The sequence below is a fragment of the uncultured Helicobacter sp. genome, from assembly GCF_937906905.1.
Classification (GTDB): domain Bacteria; phylum Campylobacterota; class Campylobacteria; order Campylobacterales; family Helicobacteraceae; genus Helicobacter_B.
In genome coordinates, this window is sequence record NZ_CALERY010000003.1 from 54,121 (window position 1) to 71,621 (window position 17,501).

General features: G+C 48.4%; 17 protein-coding genes and 1 pseudogene. 17 read left to right on the forward strand and 1 reads right to left on the reverse strand.

The features are described from left to right. Positions 1-59: 59 nt before the first annotated feature. Positions 60-1,604, forward strand: coding sequence for a flagellin B (locus Q0171_RS01660; RefSeq protein WP_150336946.1), 1,545 nt, complete (start codon positions 60-62; stop codon positions 1,602-1,604). A 190-nt stretch (positions 1,605-1,794) separates the two neighbouring features. Then, entirely contained in the window at positions 1,795-3,315 is a 1,521-nt protein-coding gene (locus tag Q0171_RS01665) for a hypothetical protein (RefSeq protein ID WP_299325992.1), read from the forward strand. A 20-nt stretch (positions 3,316-3,335) separates the two neighbouring features. On the opposite strand, the gene recO is transcribed toward Q0171_RS01665, so the two are convergent. Then, positions 3,336-4,136, reverse strand: a complete 801-nt coding sequence (recO, locus tag Q0171_RS01670; protein WP_299325994.1) for a recombination protein RecO — start codon at positions 4,134-4,136, stop codon at positions 3,336-3,338. A 38-nt stretch (positions 4,137-4,174) separates the two neighbouring features. On the opposite strand from recO, the gene Q0171_RS01675 reads away from it, so the two are divergent. The 15 genes and pseudogenes from Q0171_RS01675 (at position 4,175) to Q0171_RS01745 (ending at position 17,498) form a co-directional block, all read left to right on the forward strand. Then, entirely contained in the window at positions 4,175-5,035 is an 861-nt protein-coding gene (locus tag Q0171_RS01675; RefSeq protein ID WP_299325996.1) for an inositol monophosphatase family protein, read from the forward strand. Between the two features lie 26 nt (positions 5,036-5,061). After that, positions 5,062-5,937 (forward strand): acetyl-CoA carboxylase, carboxyltransferase subunit beta, encoded by an 876-nt coding sequence (gene accD, locus Q0171_RS01680; RefSeq protein ID WP_299325998.1) that lies wholly within the window; start codon positions 5,062-5,064, stop codon positions 5,935-5,937. Continuing rightward, positions 5,909-6,364 (forward strand): 23S rRNA (pseudouridine(1915)-N(3))-methyltransferase RlmH, encoded by a 456-nt coding sequence (locus tag Q0171_RS01685; RefSeq protein WP_299326000.1) that lies wholly within the window; start codon positions 5,909-5,911, stop codon positions 6,362-6,364. Before accD ends, Q0171_RS01685 begins: the two co-directional genes overlap by 29 nt. A gap of 9 nt (positions 6,365-6,373) precedes the next feature. Then, positions 6,374-6,808: an RNA polymerase-binding protein DksA gene (gene dksA / locus Q0171_RS01690; RefSeq protein WP_299326002.1), complete on the forward strand. Its 435-nt coding sequence runs from the start codon at positions 6,374-6,376 to the stop codon at positions 6,806-6,808. An 11-nt stretch (positions 6,809-6,819) separates the two neighbouring features. Next, positions 6,820-7,902 (forward strand): hypothetical protein, encoded by a 1,083-nt coding sequence (locus tag Q0171_RS01695; RefSeq protein ID WP_299326004.1) that lies wholly within the window; start codon positions 6,820-6,822, stop codon positions 7,900-7,902. Between the two features lie 101 nt (positions 7,903-8,003). Then, positions 8,004-9,071 carry an alanine racemase gene (locus tag Q0171_RS01700; RefSeq protein ID WP_299326006.1) on the forward strand — a complete coding sequence of 356 codons (1,068 nt, stop codon included), beginning with the start codon at positions 8,004-8,006 and terminating at the stop codon, positions 9,069-9,071. Further along, a complete protein-coding gene (locus tag Q0171_RS01705) occupies positions 9,071-10,429 on the forward strand; it encodes a tRNA pseudouridine(13) synthase TruD (RefSeq protein ID WP_299326104.1) in 1,359 nt (452 codons plus the stop codon). Before Q0171_RS01700 ends, Q0171_RS01705 begins: the two co-directional genes overlap by 1 nt. A 61-nt stretch (positions 10,430-10,490) precedes the next feature. Next, positions 10,491-11,417: a zinc metalloprotease HtpX gene (gene htpX / locus Q0171_RS01710; protein WP_299326008.1), complete on the forward strand. Its 927-nt coding sequence runs from the start codon at positions 10,491-10,493 to the stop codon at positions 11,415-11,417. Further along, positions 11,417-11,977, forward strand: coding sequence for a GTP cyclohydrolase I FolE (gene folE, locus Q0171_RS01715; protein ID WP_299326010.1), 561 nt, complete (start codon positions 11,417-11,419; stop codon positions 11,975-11,977). The genes htpX and folE overlap by 1 nt, the downstream gene beginning before the upstream one ends. Positions 11,978-12,018: 41 nt before the next feature. Further along, a complete protein-coding gene (locus Q0171_RS01720) occupies positions 12,019-12,720 on the forward strand; it encodes a hypothetical protein (RefSeq protein ID WP_299326012.1) in 702 nt (233 codons plus the stop codon). Continuing rightward, positions 12,698-13,714, forward strand: coding sequence for an A/G-specific adenine glycosylase (locus Q0171_RS01725; protein ID WP_299326014.1), 1,017 nt, complete (start codon positions 12,698-12,700; stop codon positions 13,712-13,714). Before Q0171_RS01720 ends, Q0171_RS01725 begins: the two co-directional genes overlap by 23 nt. A gap of 57 nt (positions 13,715-13,771) precedes the next feature. Further along, positions 13,772-14,308: a PAS domain-containing protein gene (locus Q0171_RS01730; protein WP_299326016.1), complete on the forward strand. Its 537-nt coding sequence runs from the start codon at positions 13,772-13,774 to the stop codon at positions 14,306-14,308. A gap of 10 nt (positions 14,309-14,318) precedes the next feature. Next, positions 14,319-15,407 (forward strand): Gfo/Idh/MocA family oxidoreductase, encoded by a 1,089-nt coding sequence (locus Q0171_RS01735; RefSeq protein ID WP_299326018.1) that lies wholly within the window; start codon positions 14,319-14,321, stop codon positions 15,405-15,407. 264 nt (positions 15,408-15,671) lie between these two features. Further along, positions 15,672-15,857: pseudogene (locus Q0171_RS01740) on the forward strand (DUF4492 domain-containing protein); the annotation flags it as partial. A 102-nt stretch (positions 15,858-15,959) separates the two neighbouring features. Beyond that, positions 15,960-17,498: a cytochrome ubiquinol oxidase subunit I gene (locus Q0171_RS01745; protein ID WP_299326020.1), complete on the forward strand. Its 1,539-nt coding sequence runs from the start codon at positions 15,960-15,962 to the stop codon at positions 17,496-17,498. Positions 17,499-17,501: the final 3 nt, after the last annotated feature.

A 17,501-nucleotide genomic window follows, 5' to 3' on the forward strand; every position in this document is an offset into this window, starting at 1 on the left:
TTAATTTTGGAACGCCTATTGCTTCACCCTTAGCACAATCACATTGCAAAGGATGCATTATGAGCTTTAGGATAAACACAAACATCGCCGCGCTGACAGCGCACACCACAGGCGTGCAGGTCAATCGTGAGCTAGGGCAATCACTAGAGAAGCTAAGCTCTGGTCTTAGGGTCAATAAAGCTGCTGATGACGCTTCTGGTATGGCGATCGCCGATAGCTTGCGCTCACAAAGCGAGAGCTTGGGGCAGGCGATTCGCAACGCCAATGACGCCATTGGTATGATCCAAGTCGCAGATAAAGCGATGGACGAGCAGCTAAAGATTTTAGACACGATTAAGACAAAGGCTATCCAAGCCGCGCAAGATGGGCAGACGCTAGAGTCTCGCCGCGCCTTGCAGAGCGATATACAACGCTTGCTAGAAGAGCTTGATAATATCGCAAACACTACAAGCTTCAACGGACAGCAAATGCTCTCTGGCTCTTTCTCTAACAAAGAGTTCCAAATCGGCGCGTATTCTAACACCACGGTAAAAGCCTCTATCGGTCCTACCAACTCCAACAAAATCGGGCATGTCCGTATGGAGTCTTCTTCAATCTTAGGCGAGGGAATGCTAGCGAGTGCTGGGGGGCTAAATCTCTCCGAAGTAAGCCTAAATTTCTTGCAAACTGATGGGGTCAATTCTTTCCAACTCGAAGCGGCAAAAATCTCTACTTCTGCTGGCACAGGTGTGGGCGCTTTAAGTGAGATTATCAACAAATTTTCTGATACTTTAGGTATCCGCGCTTCTTATAATGTCCAAGCCACAAGCTCGCTGCCGGTGATGTCTGGCACGGTGCGAGATCTAGTGATTAACGGCACAACCATTGGGAATATCAATGATGTGCGCAAAAACGACTCTGATGGACGGCTCATTAACGCGATAAATAGTGTCAAAGAGCGCACAGGCGTGTATGCCTACCTTGACATCACAGGGCGGCTAAACCTTAGCTCCCCAGATGGCAGAGCTATCCAAATCCAAGGCGGCGGCGAAGCGGCGCAAGTCTTTGGCGGTGGGGATTTTAATGGTATCTCTGGGGTCAATCACGCTATCGTTGGGCGGCTCACGCTTATCCGCACGGATGCTAGGGATATTCTTGTGAGTGGGGTAAATTACAGCCACATAGGATTCCACTCCGCACAAGGTATCGCAGAATACACTGCAAACTTGCGCGAGCTGCGTGGGATTTTTGGCGCGAATGTCGCAAGTGCCTATGGGGCAAACGCCAACACCGCGCAAAGCGATTTGAACTGGAAGGGCATTGGTGCTGGGGTTACAAGCCTGAAGGGTGCTATGCTTGTTATGGATATGGCAGATTCTGCTAGGACGCAGCTTGATAAAGTGCGAGCAGACATTGGATCTGTGCAAATGCAGCTAGTAGCGACTATCAACAATGTCTCTGTTACCCAAGTCAATGTCAAAGCCGCAGAATCGCAAATCCGTGAAGTGGATTTCGCTAGCGAGTCAGCAAACTTCTCTAAATTTAACATTTTGGCACAGAGTGGAAGCTTCGCTATGGCGCAGGCAAACGCCGTGCAGCAAAATGTCCTTAGGCTCTTGCAATAGGGCTAAAGCACTTATACCAGCTAGCTCACACATTAGTAGTGTGGAATTTTTTCAGCTACATAGATTTTACTGCTTGCCTGCCTCTGCGTAGGCGACTCTTCGTCTCCCTATTTCTGCAATTAGGCAAGCCCATTTTAATAAAGACAAGCTATAATGCGCAAATTTTTATAGTCTCACATAAGGTTTAACCATGATACATGAGCCACAATCCCTTACAAAATCCGCCCAAAACTCATCTCCAAGCCCCCAAGCTTCTCACCACTCGCGTGTGCTTACCGCGGTGTATTTCGCCCTGCTTTTGGGTGTATTTTTGCTCTTTTTTGGCTATGCCTACCCTACGCTGCCATTTTGGGGTGATGATTGGCAATACCTTAGTGTCTATGGCACGATGAAGCCAGGCGATAATGGCTGGATCCCAGATAGGATTCTACCGCTACTTGCACACGCGGGGCTTGGCGTGCTGTGTGCGTATGTGTTTATGCCGCTTAGTGGGCTAGATTTTGTCGATGCGATGGTCTATACCTGCGCGTTTGTGCTAAGTGCTTCTACGCTTGCTGTGTGCTATCTTCTTTATCGCTTGAGTCTGCTTATCACGCGCCACCAGATTCTAGCGCTTTTTAGCACGAGCAGCTTTGTCATCATCGGCTTTTGCGCGAGCAAGGCTTCGTTTATGCCATTGTTTCTCCCAGCAGATTTGCAAGAAGAGGGTGTGGGTTACACGCTCACTCTCACAGCTTTCTACATTATCCCAAATCTCCTAAATTTAGCATTGCTTACCCTGCTTATGCGCTATCAATTTGCGCAGATTCTGCGCCCAAGCGAGCAAGTCCTGCCTAAGAGCTTTGACTCCACTACGCGCGCGCTCATAATCGGGGGGGGGGGGGTAACGCTCTATCTCGCGCAGTTTTCTATGACAAGCTCCGCGCTTATCCTATCAAGCTACTGCGGAGTCGCGCTACTCTTTGCCACCCTTGCTAGACTCCAGCAGCACAAGTCCCTAGCCCCACTAGTCCTCATCAAATCCCTTGGCTTCTATGGGCTTGTGCTAGCTCTTTGTGTGGGGTTATTTCTCGTGGCGGTTTGGTATGGGCTACATGGGGGGCGTGGGAGCTACTGCGGGGGCTATGACTTTGGCTTTGGGATTTCTTATGCGATAAAACATCTCAAAAGCTTCCGTGCGGGATTTTGGGTGCTTTTTATTACTTTGACACTTTTTGTGGTGTATCTCGCCTTTAGGCACAAAGAGCTTCGCGGCATTATTGCGGCGCACATTCTTTGGCTTGCGATTTTGACGATTGGCTATGTGGGGATTGTCTCATCTTGTGGCGCGAAGCATTATCTAATGAGCGGGCTGCTACTAAGTGTGGCGATCACTGCTTGCGTGTGGCTTGCTCTGCTGCTGCGCTTTATGCCTAGGCTCATAGCACCCGCGGTGTTTGTTGTGATTTTTAGCTTTTTGCACCCATTTCAGGGCTATGATGAGCGCCCTAGAGATGCCTACTTGCAGCATAGAGCCTATGCAAAAGCGTGGGTAGCGCAAATGCAAGAGGCAGAGTTTAAAGGGCTAGATTCTGTGGTCATCACTATCCCGCGCGAGCTGCCACACCAGCATTGGGCTAGCTGGTTTTTCCCAGCATTTTCGCACACGCTTAGGCAGTTTGGAATAATCCGCCGTGAGATAAAGGTAGAGTTTAAGCCACAATCCAAGTAGCATTCCCTAGTCTCTGCGCTTTACATGCCACATAGCAGCACGCGATAAGCGCGCTCGATCTCCTCATCATCTAGTGCTATGGTGCTTGCGCTGCGCAGGTAGGATTCTAGCTTGCCATAGGGCAGGATTTCCCCAGTAGCACACTCTACATGCGCGCTTACAAAGGCATGTAGCACGCGTATGGGCGTGTTGGCATGTGGTATCAGGCGCGCTGTCTCGCGCGCTCTATCTCTTGCTCCAGAATCCGCCCCAATATCAAGAAAGCCTTGCTGGATAGATTCTCGCACGCTAGAGTCCCCCTCCTCGCCAAACCCTCGCTCACAAATAATACAGCGCTGGGAGAGTGGGTTTCGCCCCTCTAGCTGGAGGATTTGCGCATACATTTCAAGCGCGACTCGTTTGGGATTTTGCGAGCCAAGCCTATGCGCTCCAGAATCCAAAATCCTAAAATACTCCTCATCGATGACAGAGATATCGCGCAGATGTCTATGCAGCAGCAGGGTGAAGCGCTGCCACACATATAGCCGCTCTGCTTCCCGCTCCCACGAGAATCCTAAGTGCATGATGTTGCGGAGCTTTGGCATGAAAATGCCGTTGTGCTCTTGGGTGAAGTCGATTTTGCGTCCTAGGTGAATGATACTATGACGAGCGCCGTAGAATCGATAGAGTGTCTTAAGCTCTGTGGGGGTTAGAATCTGGATAATGAGATCTTCGCTTTTTTGCTTTTGTATCCAGATGATGTAGCCTTGCATGCTTGCTCCAGTTGGGATTGGCGTATTGTAGTGGAATTTGACTTTAGCAAATTTTACGCTAGGGGGCATTACAATTGCGCTCTAGAATCTAGTCTTAAGGAGCATAAGTGCGAGTTGGTGAGTTTAGCCCATTTCTATGTGGCGTGCTAGAGGCAGCCAGAGAGATCGCGCCAAAGCTTCTAGCACGCGAGCATGCGCTGCTAGAGCGACATACGCAAGGGGCTGGGGGCGATATCAGCATAGGTGCGGATTTGCTATGCGAAGCGATTTTTGTCAAGCATTTATCACATATCGCGCATATCGATTCCGAAGAAAGCGGGCTAATCCTAGCAGGCGCAAAAGTGGATTCTAGCTCTGTGGATTCTGCTTGCGCACCTTTTGTCCATGCCACTCCAGCTCTCCCCACAATCGTGCTAGATCCGCTTGATGGCAGCGATAATTATCTCTCTGGGATCCCCTACTATGGCGCGAGTCTCGCTCTGTGTGATAGTGCGGGGCAAGTGCAAGAAGCTGCTGTGATAAACTACTGCAGTGGCGAGGTGTTTTATGACTGCGTGCAGATTCTGGACTCTGCCCCAGAATCCAATTCAGCACCTAATACAAAATCTAGCCCACAAGCCACTCTAAATTTCACTACGCTTAAGCTCCACTTCCCTACACTCGCCCCACTTCCGCTCGCTCATACTAGCCCCAAATGCGGAATCTTTGAAAAAGCCTATTCTAATCCCACACTTGCTGCCAAGCTCCGTGATCGACACTGCAAGTTCCGCTCGCTGGGCGCTAGTGCGCTCTCGCTAGCCTATGCACTCGAGCATGGGTTTTTTCTCTTTGGTGGGCAAATCCGCAGGTATGACGCCTTAGCAGGGCTATTTCTATGCCGAAATCTGCATATCCTAGAGCATGGCGACTTCTTGCTTGTAAGCCAAAATAAGCAAGTTTTTGGTATGATTGGACAAATCCTTGAGTAAAGATTAGAGAATCATTAGGAGCGACCATGGGCTTTATGGAGTTTTTAAAAAACATCAAGCGTGATGAAGCGCGCAGCAGTAAAGACACAACAAGCCACTGGATCAAATGCCAAAAATGCGGCGCACTCATGTATAACAAAGAAGTCGCTGCTTCTGGGCAAGTCTGCCCCAAATGTAACTATCACTTTAGAATCTCGGCAAATGACAGAATCACTATCCTTTGTGATACCAATAGCTTTGTAGAATACGACAAAACACTAGCTCCCGTAGATCCGCTTAACTTCGTAGATAAAGAGAGCTATAAACAGCGCGTGAAAAAATACGAGCAAAAAACCGGTCGCCCAAGCTCTGTCATCGCGGGTGAGGGGCTGATCGAGGGCGTGCCTATGCAGATAGTGGTGTTTGATTTCGCGTTTATGGGCGGGAGTCTTGGCTCGGTGGAGGGCGAAAAGATCGTGCGCGCAATCGATCGTGCCGTGCAAAAGCACCAATCCCTAGTCATCATCTCCACAAGCGGTGGGGCGAGAATGCAGGAATCTACCTATTCGCTCATGCAAATGGCAAAGACCTCTGCTGCGCTAAATCGCCTAAGCGAGCATGCAATCCCCTTTTTCTCTGTGCTTACAGACCCGACATTTGGTGGCGTGAGCGCAAGCTTCGCATTCTTGGGCGATGTGATTATCGCAGAGCCAGGTGCGATGATAGGGTTTGCTGGGGCGAGGGTGATCAAGCAGACTATCGGTGCGGATTTGCCAGAGGGCTTCCAGACAGCGGAGTTTCTCCTAGAGCATGGGCTTATCGATATGGTGGTTTCGCGTAGCAATTTGCGCAAAACCCTAAGCGAGCTAAGTCTCTATCTAAATCCATACAACCATGAAAATCCAGCTCTACACCATCTCTAAGCCAGCACCCCTAACCCCACTAGAAGGGCATTATCAAAAGCTTTGCAAAGGATTTGGTGCAGAAGTGGAATCGAAGCAAATTTTTTCAAAAGACATTGCAAACGCGCAAAAGCTAGAATCTGGTGCGCAAAAAGCCTACACAAAAGCGCTTGCTCCATTTCTCCTCTCCCAGAGAGCTGCCAATATCGCGCTGCACCCTGCTGGGCGGAGCGTGGATTCTGTGGAGTTTGCTAGGCTTTTTGAGGGTAAGGCGCAGGTGGCAGTGTTTATTGGCGGGGCGTTTGGATTTGAGGAGGAATTTTTATCGCGCACGCTGCCAATTAGCCTAAGCCCATTGACATTTAGCCACACGATTGTAGGGGTCATCGTGCTAGAGCAGATTTATCGCGCGCTAAGCTTGCTTGCTAATCACCCATACCACAAATAAGGAGTATCAGTGCCTAGCCTTAAAGCGTCCAAATCGCCCACACCCAAAAAAGCCAGCAAAAAAACCAAGAAACTCCAAAAATTTGAAGATATCTTGCTCGCACGCAAGCAAAATCTCGTCGAGATTCTCGATATCAAAAACGCTAATATCCGCGACCTGCACGCAAGCAATATCACTGATGATAGCGATCTTGTCTCTGCCAAAATCCAAGGCAATCTCGATGCGCTTATCATCGAAAAATACACAATCGAGCTTGCCGAGATAGAATTCTCTTTGCAAAAAATCCAGGACAACTGCTATGGGATTTGTGAGATGTGTGATGAGCCAATCAGCCAAGAGCGCCTAGTGATAAAGCCGCACGCGCGCTTTTGTATCACTTGTCGCGAGATTTATGAGAAAGAAATTTACGAGAAAGAGCAGCTACAAAAAGCCAATAACCCCTAGAAGGAGCCATGATGAAATTCACATACTATGCGCTATTTTCGATTATTTTTCTACTCGTGGTATTTGTGGGGGCAGCTACGCTTGGCATACAGCGATATGATTTAGCCACAGATACGGCGCTTAAAGTGGCATTTTGGACGAGTGTGCCTGTGGGAGTGTTTGTTGTGTGCGCGGGGCTTATGTTGTTTTATAAGAAATTGCGCGAGATTATGGCAGCAAAGCGACTGGAGAAAGATTTTACTATACTTGCAGATGAAATCTATACCAAGGCTCTATCGCTTAGCCCCTCTCCTCTTGCTTTGCTAGAATCTAGCACGCCACCGCAGTTAAGCCAGCCCCAGAATCCACACCAAAGCACAGAGTCGCCTAAGCATGCGAGATTTTCTCATAAGGGTGTGGCAGAGATTTCTAAGATTCTGGCTCGATTCGCGCTTACGCCTAAGCTCGATTCGCCTGATTCTGGCTGTGGCAAAATCGACAAACTGCTCGCGATCTATGATTCTATCGCGCATGGGCAAGCGGAGGATTTGCGCAAGCAGCCCCTAAGTAAAGACAATCCATTTGCCCTGCAAAACCAAAAAAACCACATTCAAGCAAGTGTAAAAAATGCGCTTGAGGCATTTTGCGATAAGAGTCTAGCCCCAGAGCTGCGTCAGCTAGCCTTTAGTGTCATCATGCACAATGCCAAAGAAAAAGAGCTGCTAAAAGCCTTGCAAAGCGAGTGTTGCGACTGCCTTGATGTAGAGAGTGTGGCACGAGCGCTTGAGCATTGTATCAGCGCGCGTATCACGCTAGGCTCTCCAGCTAGGCTTTGTAAGGTTGTGCATTTTAGCTCAAATGACTATCTCGCGCTTGCCAAATCTCTGCAGAATCTGCTTAGCCCAGATGAGTGGCTGGCATATTTTGAAAAGCTTGCAAGCGATGATGAGAATGCACAAAGTGCGTATCTCTTCGTGCTCATCGAGCTTGAGATGATAGAGCAAGCCCAGCAGGAGCTTAAGAGTTTCCGCCCAGATGAGATGCTAGGCATTCGCGCCTACCTTGAGCTAAAGCGCTTAGGCAAGCCCTATCCGCTACACGCATTTAGCATATAGATTCTGCCTTAGAATCTATATGCTAGATCCCAGCCTGCTGGAATCTAAGGAGTTTGCTCGTGGCTTTGGTATAATCTCCTATCTACCCTAAAAGGCTCTCTATGGCATATATCCGCCTTGACTCTCAAGCGTTTTTCCACAATCTTACAGCAATCACTAATGAACTCTCCAAAGCCTGCCCCACCACCCCCAATCTCGCACTAGTGCTAAAAGACAATGCCTATGGACACGGACTTAGGCAAATCGCACCCCTAGCCAAGCAAGCAGGCATAGAATCTGTGTTTGTCAAAAACTATGAAGAAGCCCTAAGTATAGCCCAGCTTTTTGACACTATCACCGCGCTCTATGGCGAGATCCCGCCAAATGCGCCTAGCAATATCTGGGCTTCTATCCCTTCACTTCAAGCCCTAGAATCCTGCGCCACGGCGCATAAAAACGCCCACAAAACACGCAATATCGAGCTAAAGGTTAATATCGGTATGAATAGAAACGGCATTGCCAGCGATGAGCTAGATTGCGCATTATCGCTGCTTGAAAAGGCGCGGCATATCACGCTTGCTGGGGTGTTTGGGCATAATGGCTATGGCGATAATGATGATGAAGGCTTTTTTACCACGATACAAGCATTTAGCGATGTGAGAGAAAGGGTGCAAAAATGGTGCAAAGCGCGCAATTATCCCACGCCTAGATTCCACTCTCTTAGCACCAGCGGGGCATTGCGCTTAGGCACAGATAGTGCGCAAGATTTGGGGGACTTGGTGCGTATAGGCATTGGCGCGTATGGCTACCACACAAGCGAGCTGCCGCTACATATCGCGCTAAAGCCCATCGCTAGCCTTTGGGCGCGCAAAATCTCTAGCCTAGCTCTTAAAAAGGGTGATAAGATCGGCTATGGAGGGGTTAGTGTCGTGGAAAAAGATGGAGTCTTTAGCACCTATGATGTGGGCTATGGTGATGGATTATTCCGCATAGATTCTAGGCAGAATCTCACTTGCGCCAGCGGAGAAAAAATCCTGCCTGTGATGAGTATGGATAACTTCTCCTGCCAAAGTGAAAGGGAAGAAATTTGCGTCTTTGATGATGTGAGTGCGTGGGCTAGGGCGTTTCACACGATCCCTTATGTGATCTTAACCCATCTCTCCCCCACTCTAAAACGCGTGGTGGTGTGATGTATTTCGCCTACTCACACGCGCCTATTTCTTGCTATTTCGCGCATAGTAGCAGGGATTTTGTCGTGCAAGAGATCCCACTCTATGCCTTTAGCGGCAGTGGCGAGCATAGAATCCTAAGGGTAAGGAAAAAAAATCTAAGCACCTTTGAGCTACTTAACATCATCGCCCAAGCCTTTAACCTCCCCACAAAATCCATAGGTTATGCCGGCTTAAAGGACAAGCACGCCACCACCACGCAATATCTCTCGCTCCCAGCAAAAAGCACGCAACACTTCTGTGCTATCTTTGACTCCTTAGCAAAGCAGCACGACATAAAGCTGCTTGATAGCACGCTGCATAGCAACAAGCTCCGCCTAGGACATTTGAAAGGCAATCGCTTTTTCGTGCGGCTAAAAAAGCTTAATCCCACCAATGCCAAAAAGCTAGAATCCACTTTTTCACACATCGTCCAAAATGGCTTCCCCAACTTTTTTGGCTTCCAGCGATTTGGCATAAATGGGGATAATTATCTGCTAGGGCTATCCCTTAGCAAACGCAAAAACGCCCAAACAAGCCCCTATCTCTCCCTACTAGCGCAGCTGCACCCAAGCTTTGCTAGCACGCACGCACAAACCCACCAGAATCCACTTTTTCACACAAAGCGATATAACCGCGCTATGCAGGAGTTTTTTATCTCAAGCTATCAAAGCTTTTTGTTTAATGCTTGGCTTAGAGCTAGGGTGCTTCTAAGTGCGTGGGCTAGGGAGTTTAGCCCACAAGAGCTACAAGAAATCACGCGCCACTATGCAGCCCAAGCCCTAGAATCCAAACCCCCCCTAGAATCCACTTTTTCAAGGGATTCAGCTTGTGGGTTAGAATCCACTTTTGAAAACTCCCTCCAAAGTGCGCAAGATACTTGCGCTGCCACCCTTTGTGCGCAGTTTTTACAATCTCTCCCCACAGCCGCACTAGAATCCTTATGCGCCCAGCCCCAAGCTCTCACGCTTTTAGATGGCGATCTGTGCTGCCACTATCCCCACGGCAAGCTTTTTAGCCTAGATTCTGCTACAAGAGCGGAGTGCGAGCGATTTAGCCAGCAGGGCTTCTCCCCCACAGGCGCACTAAGCGGGCAGAATCTAAAAGCCCCAAGCACGCTTGCCAAGCAGCTAGAGCAGAGCTTCCTAGCTCCAATCCCAGCACCCAGCTCTAGGCGATATGCGTGGGTATGGGCAAGTGATGTGGAGTTTTGCTACAAGCCAGAAGTCGCCCAAGCAGAGCTACACTTCAGCCTACCAAGTGGCGCGTATGCCACAAGCTTTTTAGAGCAGGTGCTAAAGCAGCACCTAAAGCCCCAAGCCCCCACCCAAAACAAATGATAAACCACCCAATAACACGATACAATACCACCCAATCAACCCTACAACCAAGGAGGACATAATGAACTTTCAAGCGATCTTGCAAAAAAACGCGCTAAAGACTTATGCTGTGCTAGCGTCTTATGTGGTTATCTTCTTGCTTATAGGGCTTTTGGTAGATATTGTGCGTATCAATGCCCCAAGCCTTGAGTATGGATTCTACCTGCTTCTAAGCCTGCGAGAATTTCCGCTTATCACCGCGCTTACAAGCCTTGTGGCAGTGGGGATTATTATGTATAGCATTTCGCGTTTTGATGCCATTATGCTTGCTGGCGACGAGTATGAAGAGCTCCCCCAAGGTGTGCCACTAGAGCCCTTGCAAGCCCGTGTGCGCAACGCGCTTGATGATGTGCTGCGCCGCTCTTCTAGCGCGACTTCTCCTAGGCTCTATCTTATCCACGCCCCTTATATGAATGCCTTTGCTAGTGGCTGGAGTGAGAGCAACTCGCTTATCGCCATTACCAAAGCCCTAGCCCTTAGCCTAGATGACCAAGAGCTAAAAGCCGTGCTAGCCCACGAGCTAAGTCATATACGCCACGGCGATGTGCGGCTGACGATGTGCGTGGGGATTTTGAGCAATATTTTGCTGCTGCTGTGCAATAGCGCGGTGTATCTCTTCCTAGGGGGCAATAGGGCTGATGGAGCAAACAAAGCTCGCACAATCTTGCTTATCTTGCAATTTATCCTGCCAATCCTTACCCTTTGGCTACAAATGTTCCTAAGCCGCAGTAGAGAGTATATGGCAGATGCAGGAAGCGCGTATCTTATGAATAATCCCAATCCGCTCATTTCCGCCCTGCAAAAAATTGAAGCAAGCTACAAGCGCAACGACTTCTCCCAGCTTGACACCAATCCAACCCGCCAAGCTGCCTATATCTTTAGCATTAGTGAAGCCTTTAGCACACACCCAAGCATAGAGAATCGCATACAATCTTTGCAAGGACGATGATGAGCGATAAATCCTTAGCCCAAGCGGAGCTGGAGTTCCACGCATTTTGTGAGCGCATAGGTGAGGACCCCAATCGCGCAGGCTTATCCAACACCCCCAAACGCCTCCAAGAGCTAGAATCCACTTTATACAGCGGCTATGCTACAAGCCCAAAAGACGCGCTAGGCACACTTTTTGACAACGACAATATGGATCAAATGGTGCTGCTAAAGGATATAGAGTTTTACTCGATGTGTGAGCATCATCTCCTGCCATTTTTTGGGGCTATCCATATCGGCTATGTGCCACAAGATAGGCTTGCTGGATTTAGCGGAGTCGTGCGCTTAGTCCAAACCTTTGCCAAGCGACTACAAATCCAAGAGAATCTCACCAATCAAATCGCTGATGAGCTCTCCCATCTCCTTGAGCCAAAGGGCGTTATGGTCGTATGTCAAGCGCGGCATTTATGTATGAGTATGCGCGGTAGCAACCAGAATCCACTTATCAAAACAAGTGCCTTGCGCGGACTTTTTAGGAGCGATCCACGCACAAGGGCAGAATTTCTAGGGCTTCTAGCCTAGTCAATAAATCACAACCAAGCATATTTAGGAGTATCACCAGCATGCAAAGTCCAATTGCCACGCAAAATCCTGCATTTCACAGGAGCAAAATCCTCATGCGCTGGGGTGTGCTGGGTATGTTTATGTGTGTGGCTCTGGTGCTTGTAAGCAGCACTTTGGATTTAGAATTTACGCTTATGCTTGCGTGTGCTGGGTATGTGGGGGCATTTGTGTGCTATATGATTGGCTCATATCTTTTCTCCAAGCTTTGTGGCTCAAATGTATTTGTGCTAAATTGCGTGCGATTTTTCACACTGCTAGTCTTTCTCATTGTGCTTTGGCTAGTGCTAGAATCCTTTGTTGATGATATGTTTGGGGTCATCATCATATATTTGTTGTGCGCTGGGTTTAGCGTAGTATTTTTGCTGTTAGAGCGTGGGGTAGCAAAAGAGCTTGGTGCGCGGACTGGTGTGCGGTATTTTAGGCTTGGATTTGTGGCTCGGGTATGCGCAGTGGCGTTGTTTGCTGGGTTTTGCCTTGTGGTTGGGTTTGGCATAGGGGCTGGGGTCGATGCGCAGAGCTTTGTGCAGGGCATTGAAGAGTCTGGATTGATGTGGGTGTATTGGGTTTGGTGGCTGGTATGGTTTGTGCTGCTATGTCTGTCGTTTTTACTCTATATCATGGCGTATTGGAAAATCGAGTATGCAGCAGCGAGTGTAGAATCTAGCAACGAGTGCAAGTGTGGCAAATGTTGTAGCCAATAAGCCTACGCTCCACAAAGCACTGCTCTCATGGTATGCCTCGCATGGGCGCCAGTCGCTCCCTTGGCGCAATTTACCTCGCGATGGCAGCTGCGCGTATGAAATCTACATCAGCGAGATAATGCTCCAGCAAACGCAGCTCTCACGCGTGCTAGAATCCTACTATTTCCCATTTCTTACGCGCTTCCCTGCCTTGAGTGCGCTAGCAGAATCTAGCGAGCAAGAAGTGCTGCATTTATGGCAGGGGCTTGGCTACTACTCGCGCGCTAGGAATCTCCACGCCTGCGCCAAGCTTTGTGTAAAGCAGCATAATGCCAAGCTGCCTGATGACTTGCAATCTTTGCAGGCGTTGCCGGGCATTGGGGCTTATACTGCAGGGGCGATTATGTGCTTTGGCTTTGGGAGGGTGGCGCACTTTGCTGATAGCAATATTGCGCGCGTGTTGCAGCGGCTTATAGCCAAAGATCTCACACAAAGCCAGCTACTAGCCCTAGCAGAGTCCTTGCTCCCGCAAGCGGACAAAGTCTTTGACTACCACCAAGCTCTAATCGATCTAGGCGCGCTTATTTGCACCAAATCGCCTAAATGCGCGAGCTGCCCCATAGCAAGCCACTGCGCTAGTGCGTTTAAGCCCATAACCATTAAGCCAAAAGCTCCCAAAATCCCCCTAACCCTCCACCTAGCTATCTGTCAAAAGCTGGATTCTATCGCACTATGCAAATCAAGCGAGAATCTCTACAAAGGTCTCTACAATCTCCCTATAATCGCCAAAGCCCAAATACCACAAAGCCCCTTGCCTACACATTATCTGCTAGGCTCTTTCGCTCACTCTTATACCAAATACGCCATTACCGCACATGTATATAAACTCCAGCTAGCAAATGCCGCCTCAATCCTTGCAGAATCTGGCGCAGAGTTTTTCGCGCTTGACTCCCTGCCCCCTATCGCAAATCTCACCAAAAAGGCACTCGCCCTGCTAGAAAATCGCAAAATCTAGGCAAATACAAAAAATCTCGCTAAAATCTATGGAACACTTATACAACAAGGAGATCTCATGCCAGTAGCCACTCCACGCAAAGATCCACGATTTGGGCTTATTGTAGATTCTAGCACGCTTATCACTTCTAAAACTGATTTGAAAGGTGCTATCACTTACTGCAATCGTGATTTTTTAACATATAGTGGCTACATGGAAAAAGATCTTATCGGCAAGCCCCATAGTATCATTCGCCACGCTGATATGCCTCGCTGTGTATTCAAGCTCTTATGGGAATACATTCAAGATGGCAAAGAGATTTTTGCATTTGTGAAAAACCAAGCAAAAAGCGGGGATTTTTACTGGGTTTTTACCAATGTTACGCCCTCGTTTGATGAGAAAGGCAATATCATTGGCTACTATTCCGTGCGTCGCGTGCCAAATCTTGCCGTAATCCCAACGATTGAGAGTCTCTATGCCAATCTCCGCTCGCTAGAATCCAATGGCTTTGGTGAGAGTATGAAAGCACTGCGAGATTTCATCGCCCAAAGTGGTAAATCCTACAACCAGCTTATCTGTGAGCTCCAAGAAACCAAAGCAGAATCCAACGCCTAGATAATACGCTATGCACCACGCTCGCAAACGCGCGCTAGGCTCCCAGGCGCCAGACTCTATACCAATATCTCCAAACACACCAGAATCTAAAGCTCCAAAATCCTCCAAAATCCAAGTCTCCATTCAGGGTTTGCGCTTTGGGATCATCGGCGTGGGAGGCTATGTCGCGCCCAGACATCTTAAAGCGATTAAAGACATCGGTGGGGAGCTGGTGTGCGCCTATGATGTGCGCGATTGCGTGGGGATTATGGATAGTTATTTTCCAGAGGCGGAGTTTTTCACAAAAGAGCGCGAGTTTTGTGCATTTCTCACGCGTCTCAATGCTGCTGGAACAGGGCTGGATTTTATCGCGATTTGCTCGCCAAACTACCTGCACCTGCGCCACATCGCTTTAGCGCTTGAGCATGGAGCAAGTGCGATATGTGAGAAGCCACTTGTCTTGCACGCACGCCATATACACAAGCTCACACTCCTAGAATCTCGCGCACAATCTCACACAAGGCAGAATCCAGATTCTAGAGCTTGTCCGCGTGTGTATGGGATACTGCAGCTGCGACTACATGAGCAAATCATCGCCCTGCGCCAGAGAATGCAAACCCTCCGCGCAAAAAACACAGAATCTAGTTTTTATGATTTGGAGCTGCGCTATATCAGTGCGCGTGGGAAGTGGTATGCCAAATCATGGAAAGGCGATGTGAAAAAAAGCGGCGGGATTGTGTGCAATATTGGTGTGCATTTGTTTGATATGCTGCTTTTTGTCTTTGGAGAGGTGATTGCAAGCAGGGTAGAGCGCCTTACGCCCACTCGCGCAAGCGGAGTGCTGGAGTTTGCTAATGCACGGGTGCGCTGGCTGCTCTCTATCGATGCGTGCGATTTGATGGGGGATTCCCGCGCTTTGCGTGTGCTAGAATCTATCCCAAGGTCTGGCGACTTGGATTCTGGTATGGGGTCTGGGGCATTCGCGCCTGTGGAGTTTTCGCAAGGCTTTGAGAATCTCCACACCGCAAGCTATGCAGCAATCGCGCAAGGGCTAGGGTTTGGGCTTGGTGATATTGCGCCTGCAATTAGCCTAATAGAGCAAATCACCAAGCAAAGCTAAAGCTTCATGCACAACATCTTGCAACAAATCGTTACTAGAATCTAAGCCACTTTTAGATTCTAGTAGAATGCAAAGGCACAAGCGTGTAGAATCTAAAGGTTTAAGAATCTTTTACCTTTGTGGGCGATTTTGCCTGCGATATGCGTGCAAGGGCATATTTTCAACTTCACATAAGCTACAATCTCCTACACTTCAGCCCTGCAAACCATGCCATAAACCCAATCCATAAACCATCTAAACCAAATCTCGCGAGGCAAGAGTGCAATGCTAAAAAGTATCATTACTTTTTATAAACAGGGCTTTGCAAATATGACACTTGGCAAAACCTTGTGGAAAATCATCATCATAAAGCTGCTTGTGATTTTTATCCTGCTGAAATTTTTTATCTATGGAGAATCTATTGCGGATTTGGGGGAGGGGCGTAGTGCTTTTGTCCTGCAAAATCTCACAGACTTTTCTTCCACCACAGAATCTAGCTTAGAGTCTGTGGTGGATTCTGCTGTGCTAGAAGCACACATATCATCACACACACCACAGCAAAAGGAGTAGAAAGTGGATTTACATGTTGATTGGAGTAGGGCGCAGTTTGGGCTAACGGCGATTTATCACTTTTTGTTTGTGCCGCTGACTTTGGGGCTTAGCTTTATAGTGGCAATCATGGAGAGTATTTATGTCAAAACCAAAAACGAAGAGTGGAAGCAAATCACCAAGTTTTGGCTAACAATCTTTGCGATAAACTTTGCTATCGGCGTGGCGACGGGCATTATTATGGAGTTTGAGTTTGGCACAAATTGGGCGAATTATAGCTGGTTTGTGGGCGATATTTTTGGCGCGCCACTGGCGGTGGAAGGGATTGTGGCGTTTTTCTTAGAGGCGACATTTTTTGCGGTGATGTTCTTTGGCTGGGATAGGGTCTCTACACGCTTCCACCTGCTCTCCACTTGGCTTGTGGCGATTGGGAGTAATCTTTCAGCCTTTTGGATTCTAGTGGCAAATGGCTGGATGCAGTATCCCATAGGCACGATGTTTAATCCCGCCACGGCTAGAAATGAGATGACAAGCTTCCTAGAAGTCGCACTCTCGCCTGTGGCGGTGTCAAAGTTCCTCCACACAATCGCCTCTGGCTATGTGATCTCCGCGCTTGTGGTTATGGGGATTAGTGCGTGGTATTTGCTAAAAGGCAGGCATAGTGTTTTGGCAAAGCGCAGCCTTGTCGTGGGGGCTAGCTTTGGGCTGCTTACTTCGGTGTTTTTGTTTTTTAGCGGTGATGAGAGTGCCTACCAAGTTACACAAAAGCAGCCGATGAAGCTAGCGGCAATGGAGGGAATCTATGATGGCGAGCATAGGGCTGGGCTGGTGGCATTTGGGATTTTAAACCCTGCTAAAAAGCCCGGTGATAGTGAGCCTACATTTTTGTTTGACTTCACTATCCCTTACGCGCTCTCAATCCTAGGGCAGAGAAGCACACAAGGCTTTATCCCCGGGATCAATGACCTACTCTATGGCAATGAGGAAAAGGGTATCCCAAGCATGGATTCTAGGATAGAGAGTGGGAAAAAGGCGGTGCAAGCTCTAAGCGATTTTACAAGTGCCAAAAAATCTGGTGATACTGCGCGTATGGAGAGCAGTCAAAAAATCTTGCAAGAAAATATGTCAAATTTTGGCTATGGCTACCTAGATTCTAAAGAGCAAGCTGTGCCGCCAGTTGCTATTACATTCTATAGTTTTCACCTTATGGTGGCACTTGGAAGCGCGTTTTTTATTTTGTTTATCGTGGTGCTTTATCTTTGCATGGCAAATAATATTAACAAATTTCGCAAGATTCTCTGGCTTTGTATCATTGCTGTGCCATTTGGCTACATTGCCGCAGAAGCTGGCTGGATTGTGGCAGAGGTGGGGCGGCAGCCTTGGGCTATCCAAGATCTAATGCCTGTGCATATTGCTGCGACAAATCTTGCGCATACTAATGTGCAGATTTCGTTTTTCATTTTCTTAGGACTCTTTACACTGCTACTGCTTGCAGAGCTTGGGATTATGGCAAAGCAGATCAAAAAGGGATTTGCCGCACACGCGACAGGCGAGAAGGAGTAGGCG

Excerpts from the sequence above, each read along its gene's own strand:
- Q0171_RS01660 (WP_150336946.1), top strand. The coding sequence starts at position 60 with ATGAGCTTTAGGATAAACACAAACATCGCCGCGCTGACAGCGCACACC.
- recO (WP_299325994.1), bottom strand. The coding sequence starts at position 4,136 with ATGCCCCCTAGCGTAAAATTTGCTAAAGTCAAATTCCACTACAATACG.
- Q0171_RS01705 (WP_299326104.1), top strand. The coding sequence starts at position 9,071 with ATGTATTTCGCCTACTCACACGCGCCTATTTCTTGCTATTTCGCGCAT.
- accD (WP_299325998.1), top strand. The coding sequence starts at position 5,062 with ATGGGCTTTATGGAGTTTTTAAAAAACATCAAGCGTGATGAAGCGCGC.
- folE (WP_299326010.1), top strand. The coding sequence starts at position 11,417 with ATGAGCGATAAATCCTTAGCCCAAGCGGAGCTGGAGTTCCACGCATTT.
- Q0171_RS01685 (WP_299326000.1), top strand. The coding sequence starts at position 5,909 with ATGAAAATCCAGCTCTACACCATCTCTAAGCCAGCACCCCTAACCCCA.
- Q0171_RS01665 (WP_299325992.1), top strand. The coding sequence starts at position 1,795 with ATGATACATGAGCCACAATCCCTTACAAAATCCGCCCAAAACTCATCT.
- Q0171_RS01700 (WP_299326006.1), top strand. The coding sequence starts at position 8,004 with ATGGCATATATCCGCCTTGACTCTCAAGCGTTTTTCCACAATCTTACA.
- Q0171_RS01730 (WP_299326016.1), top strand. The coding sequence starts at position 13,772 with ATGCCAGTAGCCACTCCACGCAAAGATCCACGATTTGGGCTTATTGTA.
- Q0171_RS01695 (WP_299326004.1), top strand. The coding sequence starts at position 6,820 with ATGAAATTCACATACTATGCGCTATTTTCGATTATTTTTCTACTCGTG.
- htpX (WP_299326008.1), top strand. The coding sequence starts at position 10,491 with ATGAACTTTCAAGCGATCTTGCAAAAAAACGCGCTAAAGACTTATGCT.
- Q0171_RS01720 (WP_299326012.1), top strand. The coding sequence starts at position 12,019 with ATGCAAAGTCCAATTGCCACGCAAAATCCTGCATTTCACAGGAGCAAA.
- Q0171_RS01735 (WP_299326018.1), top strand. The coding sequence starts at position 14,319 with ATGCACCACGCTCGCAAACGCGCGCTAGGCTCCCAGGCGCCAGACTCT.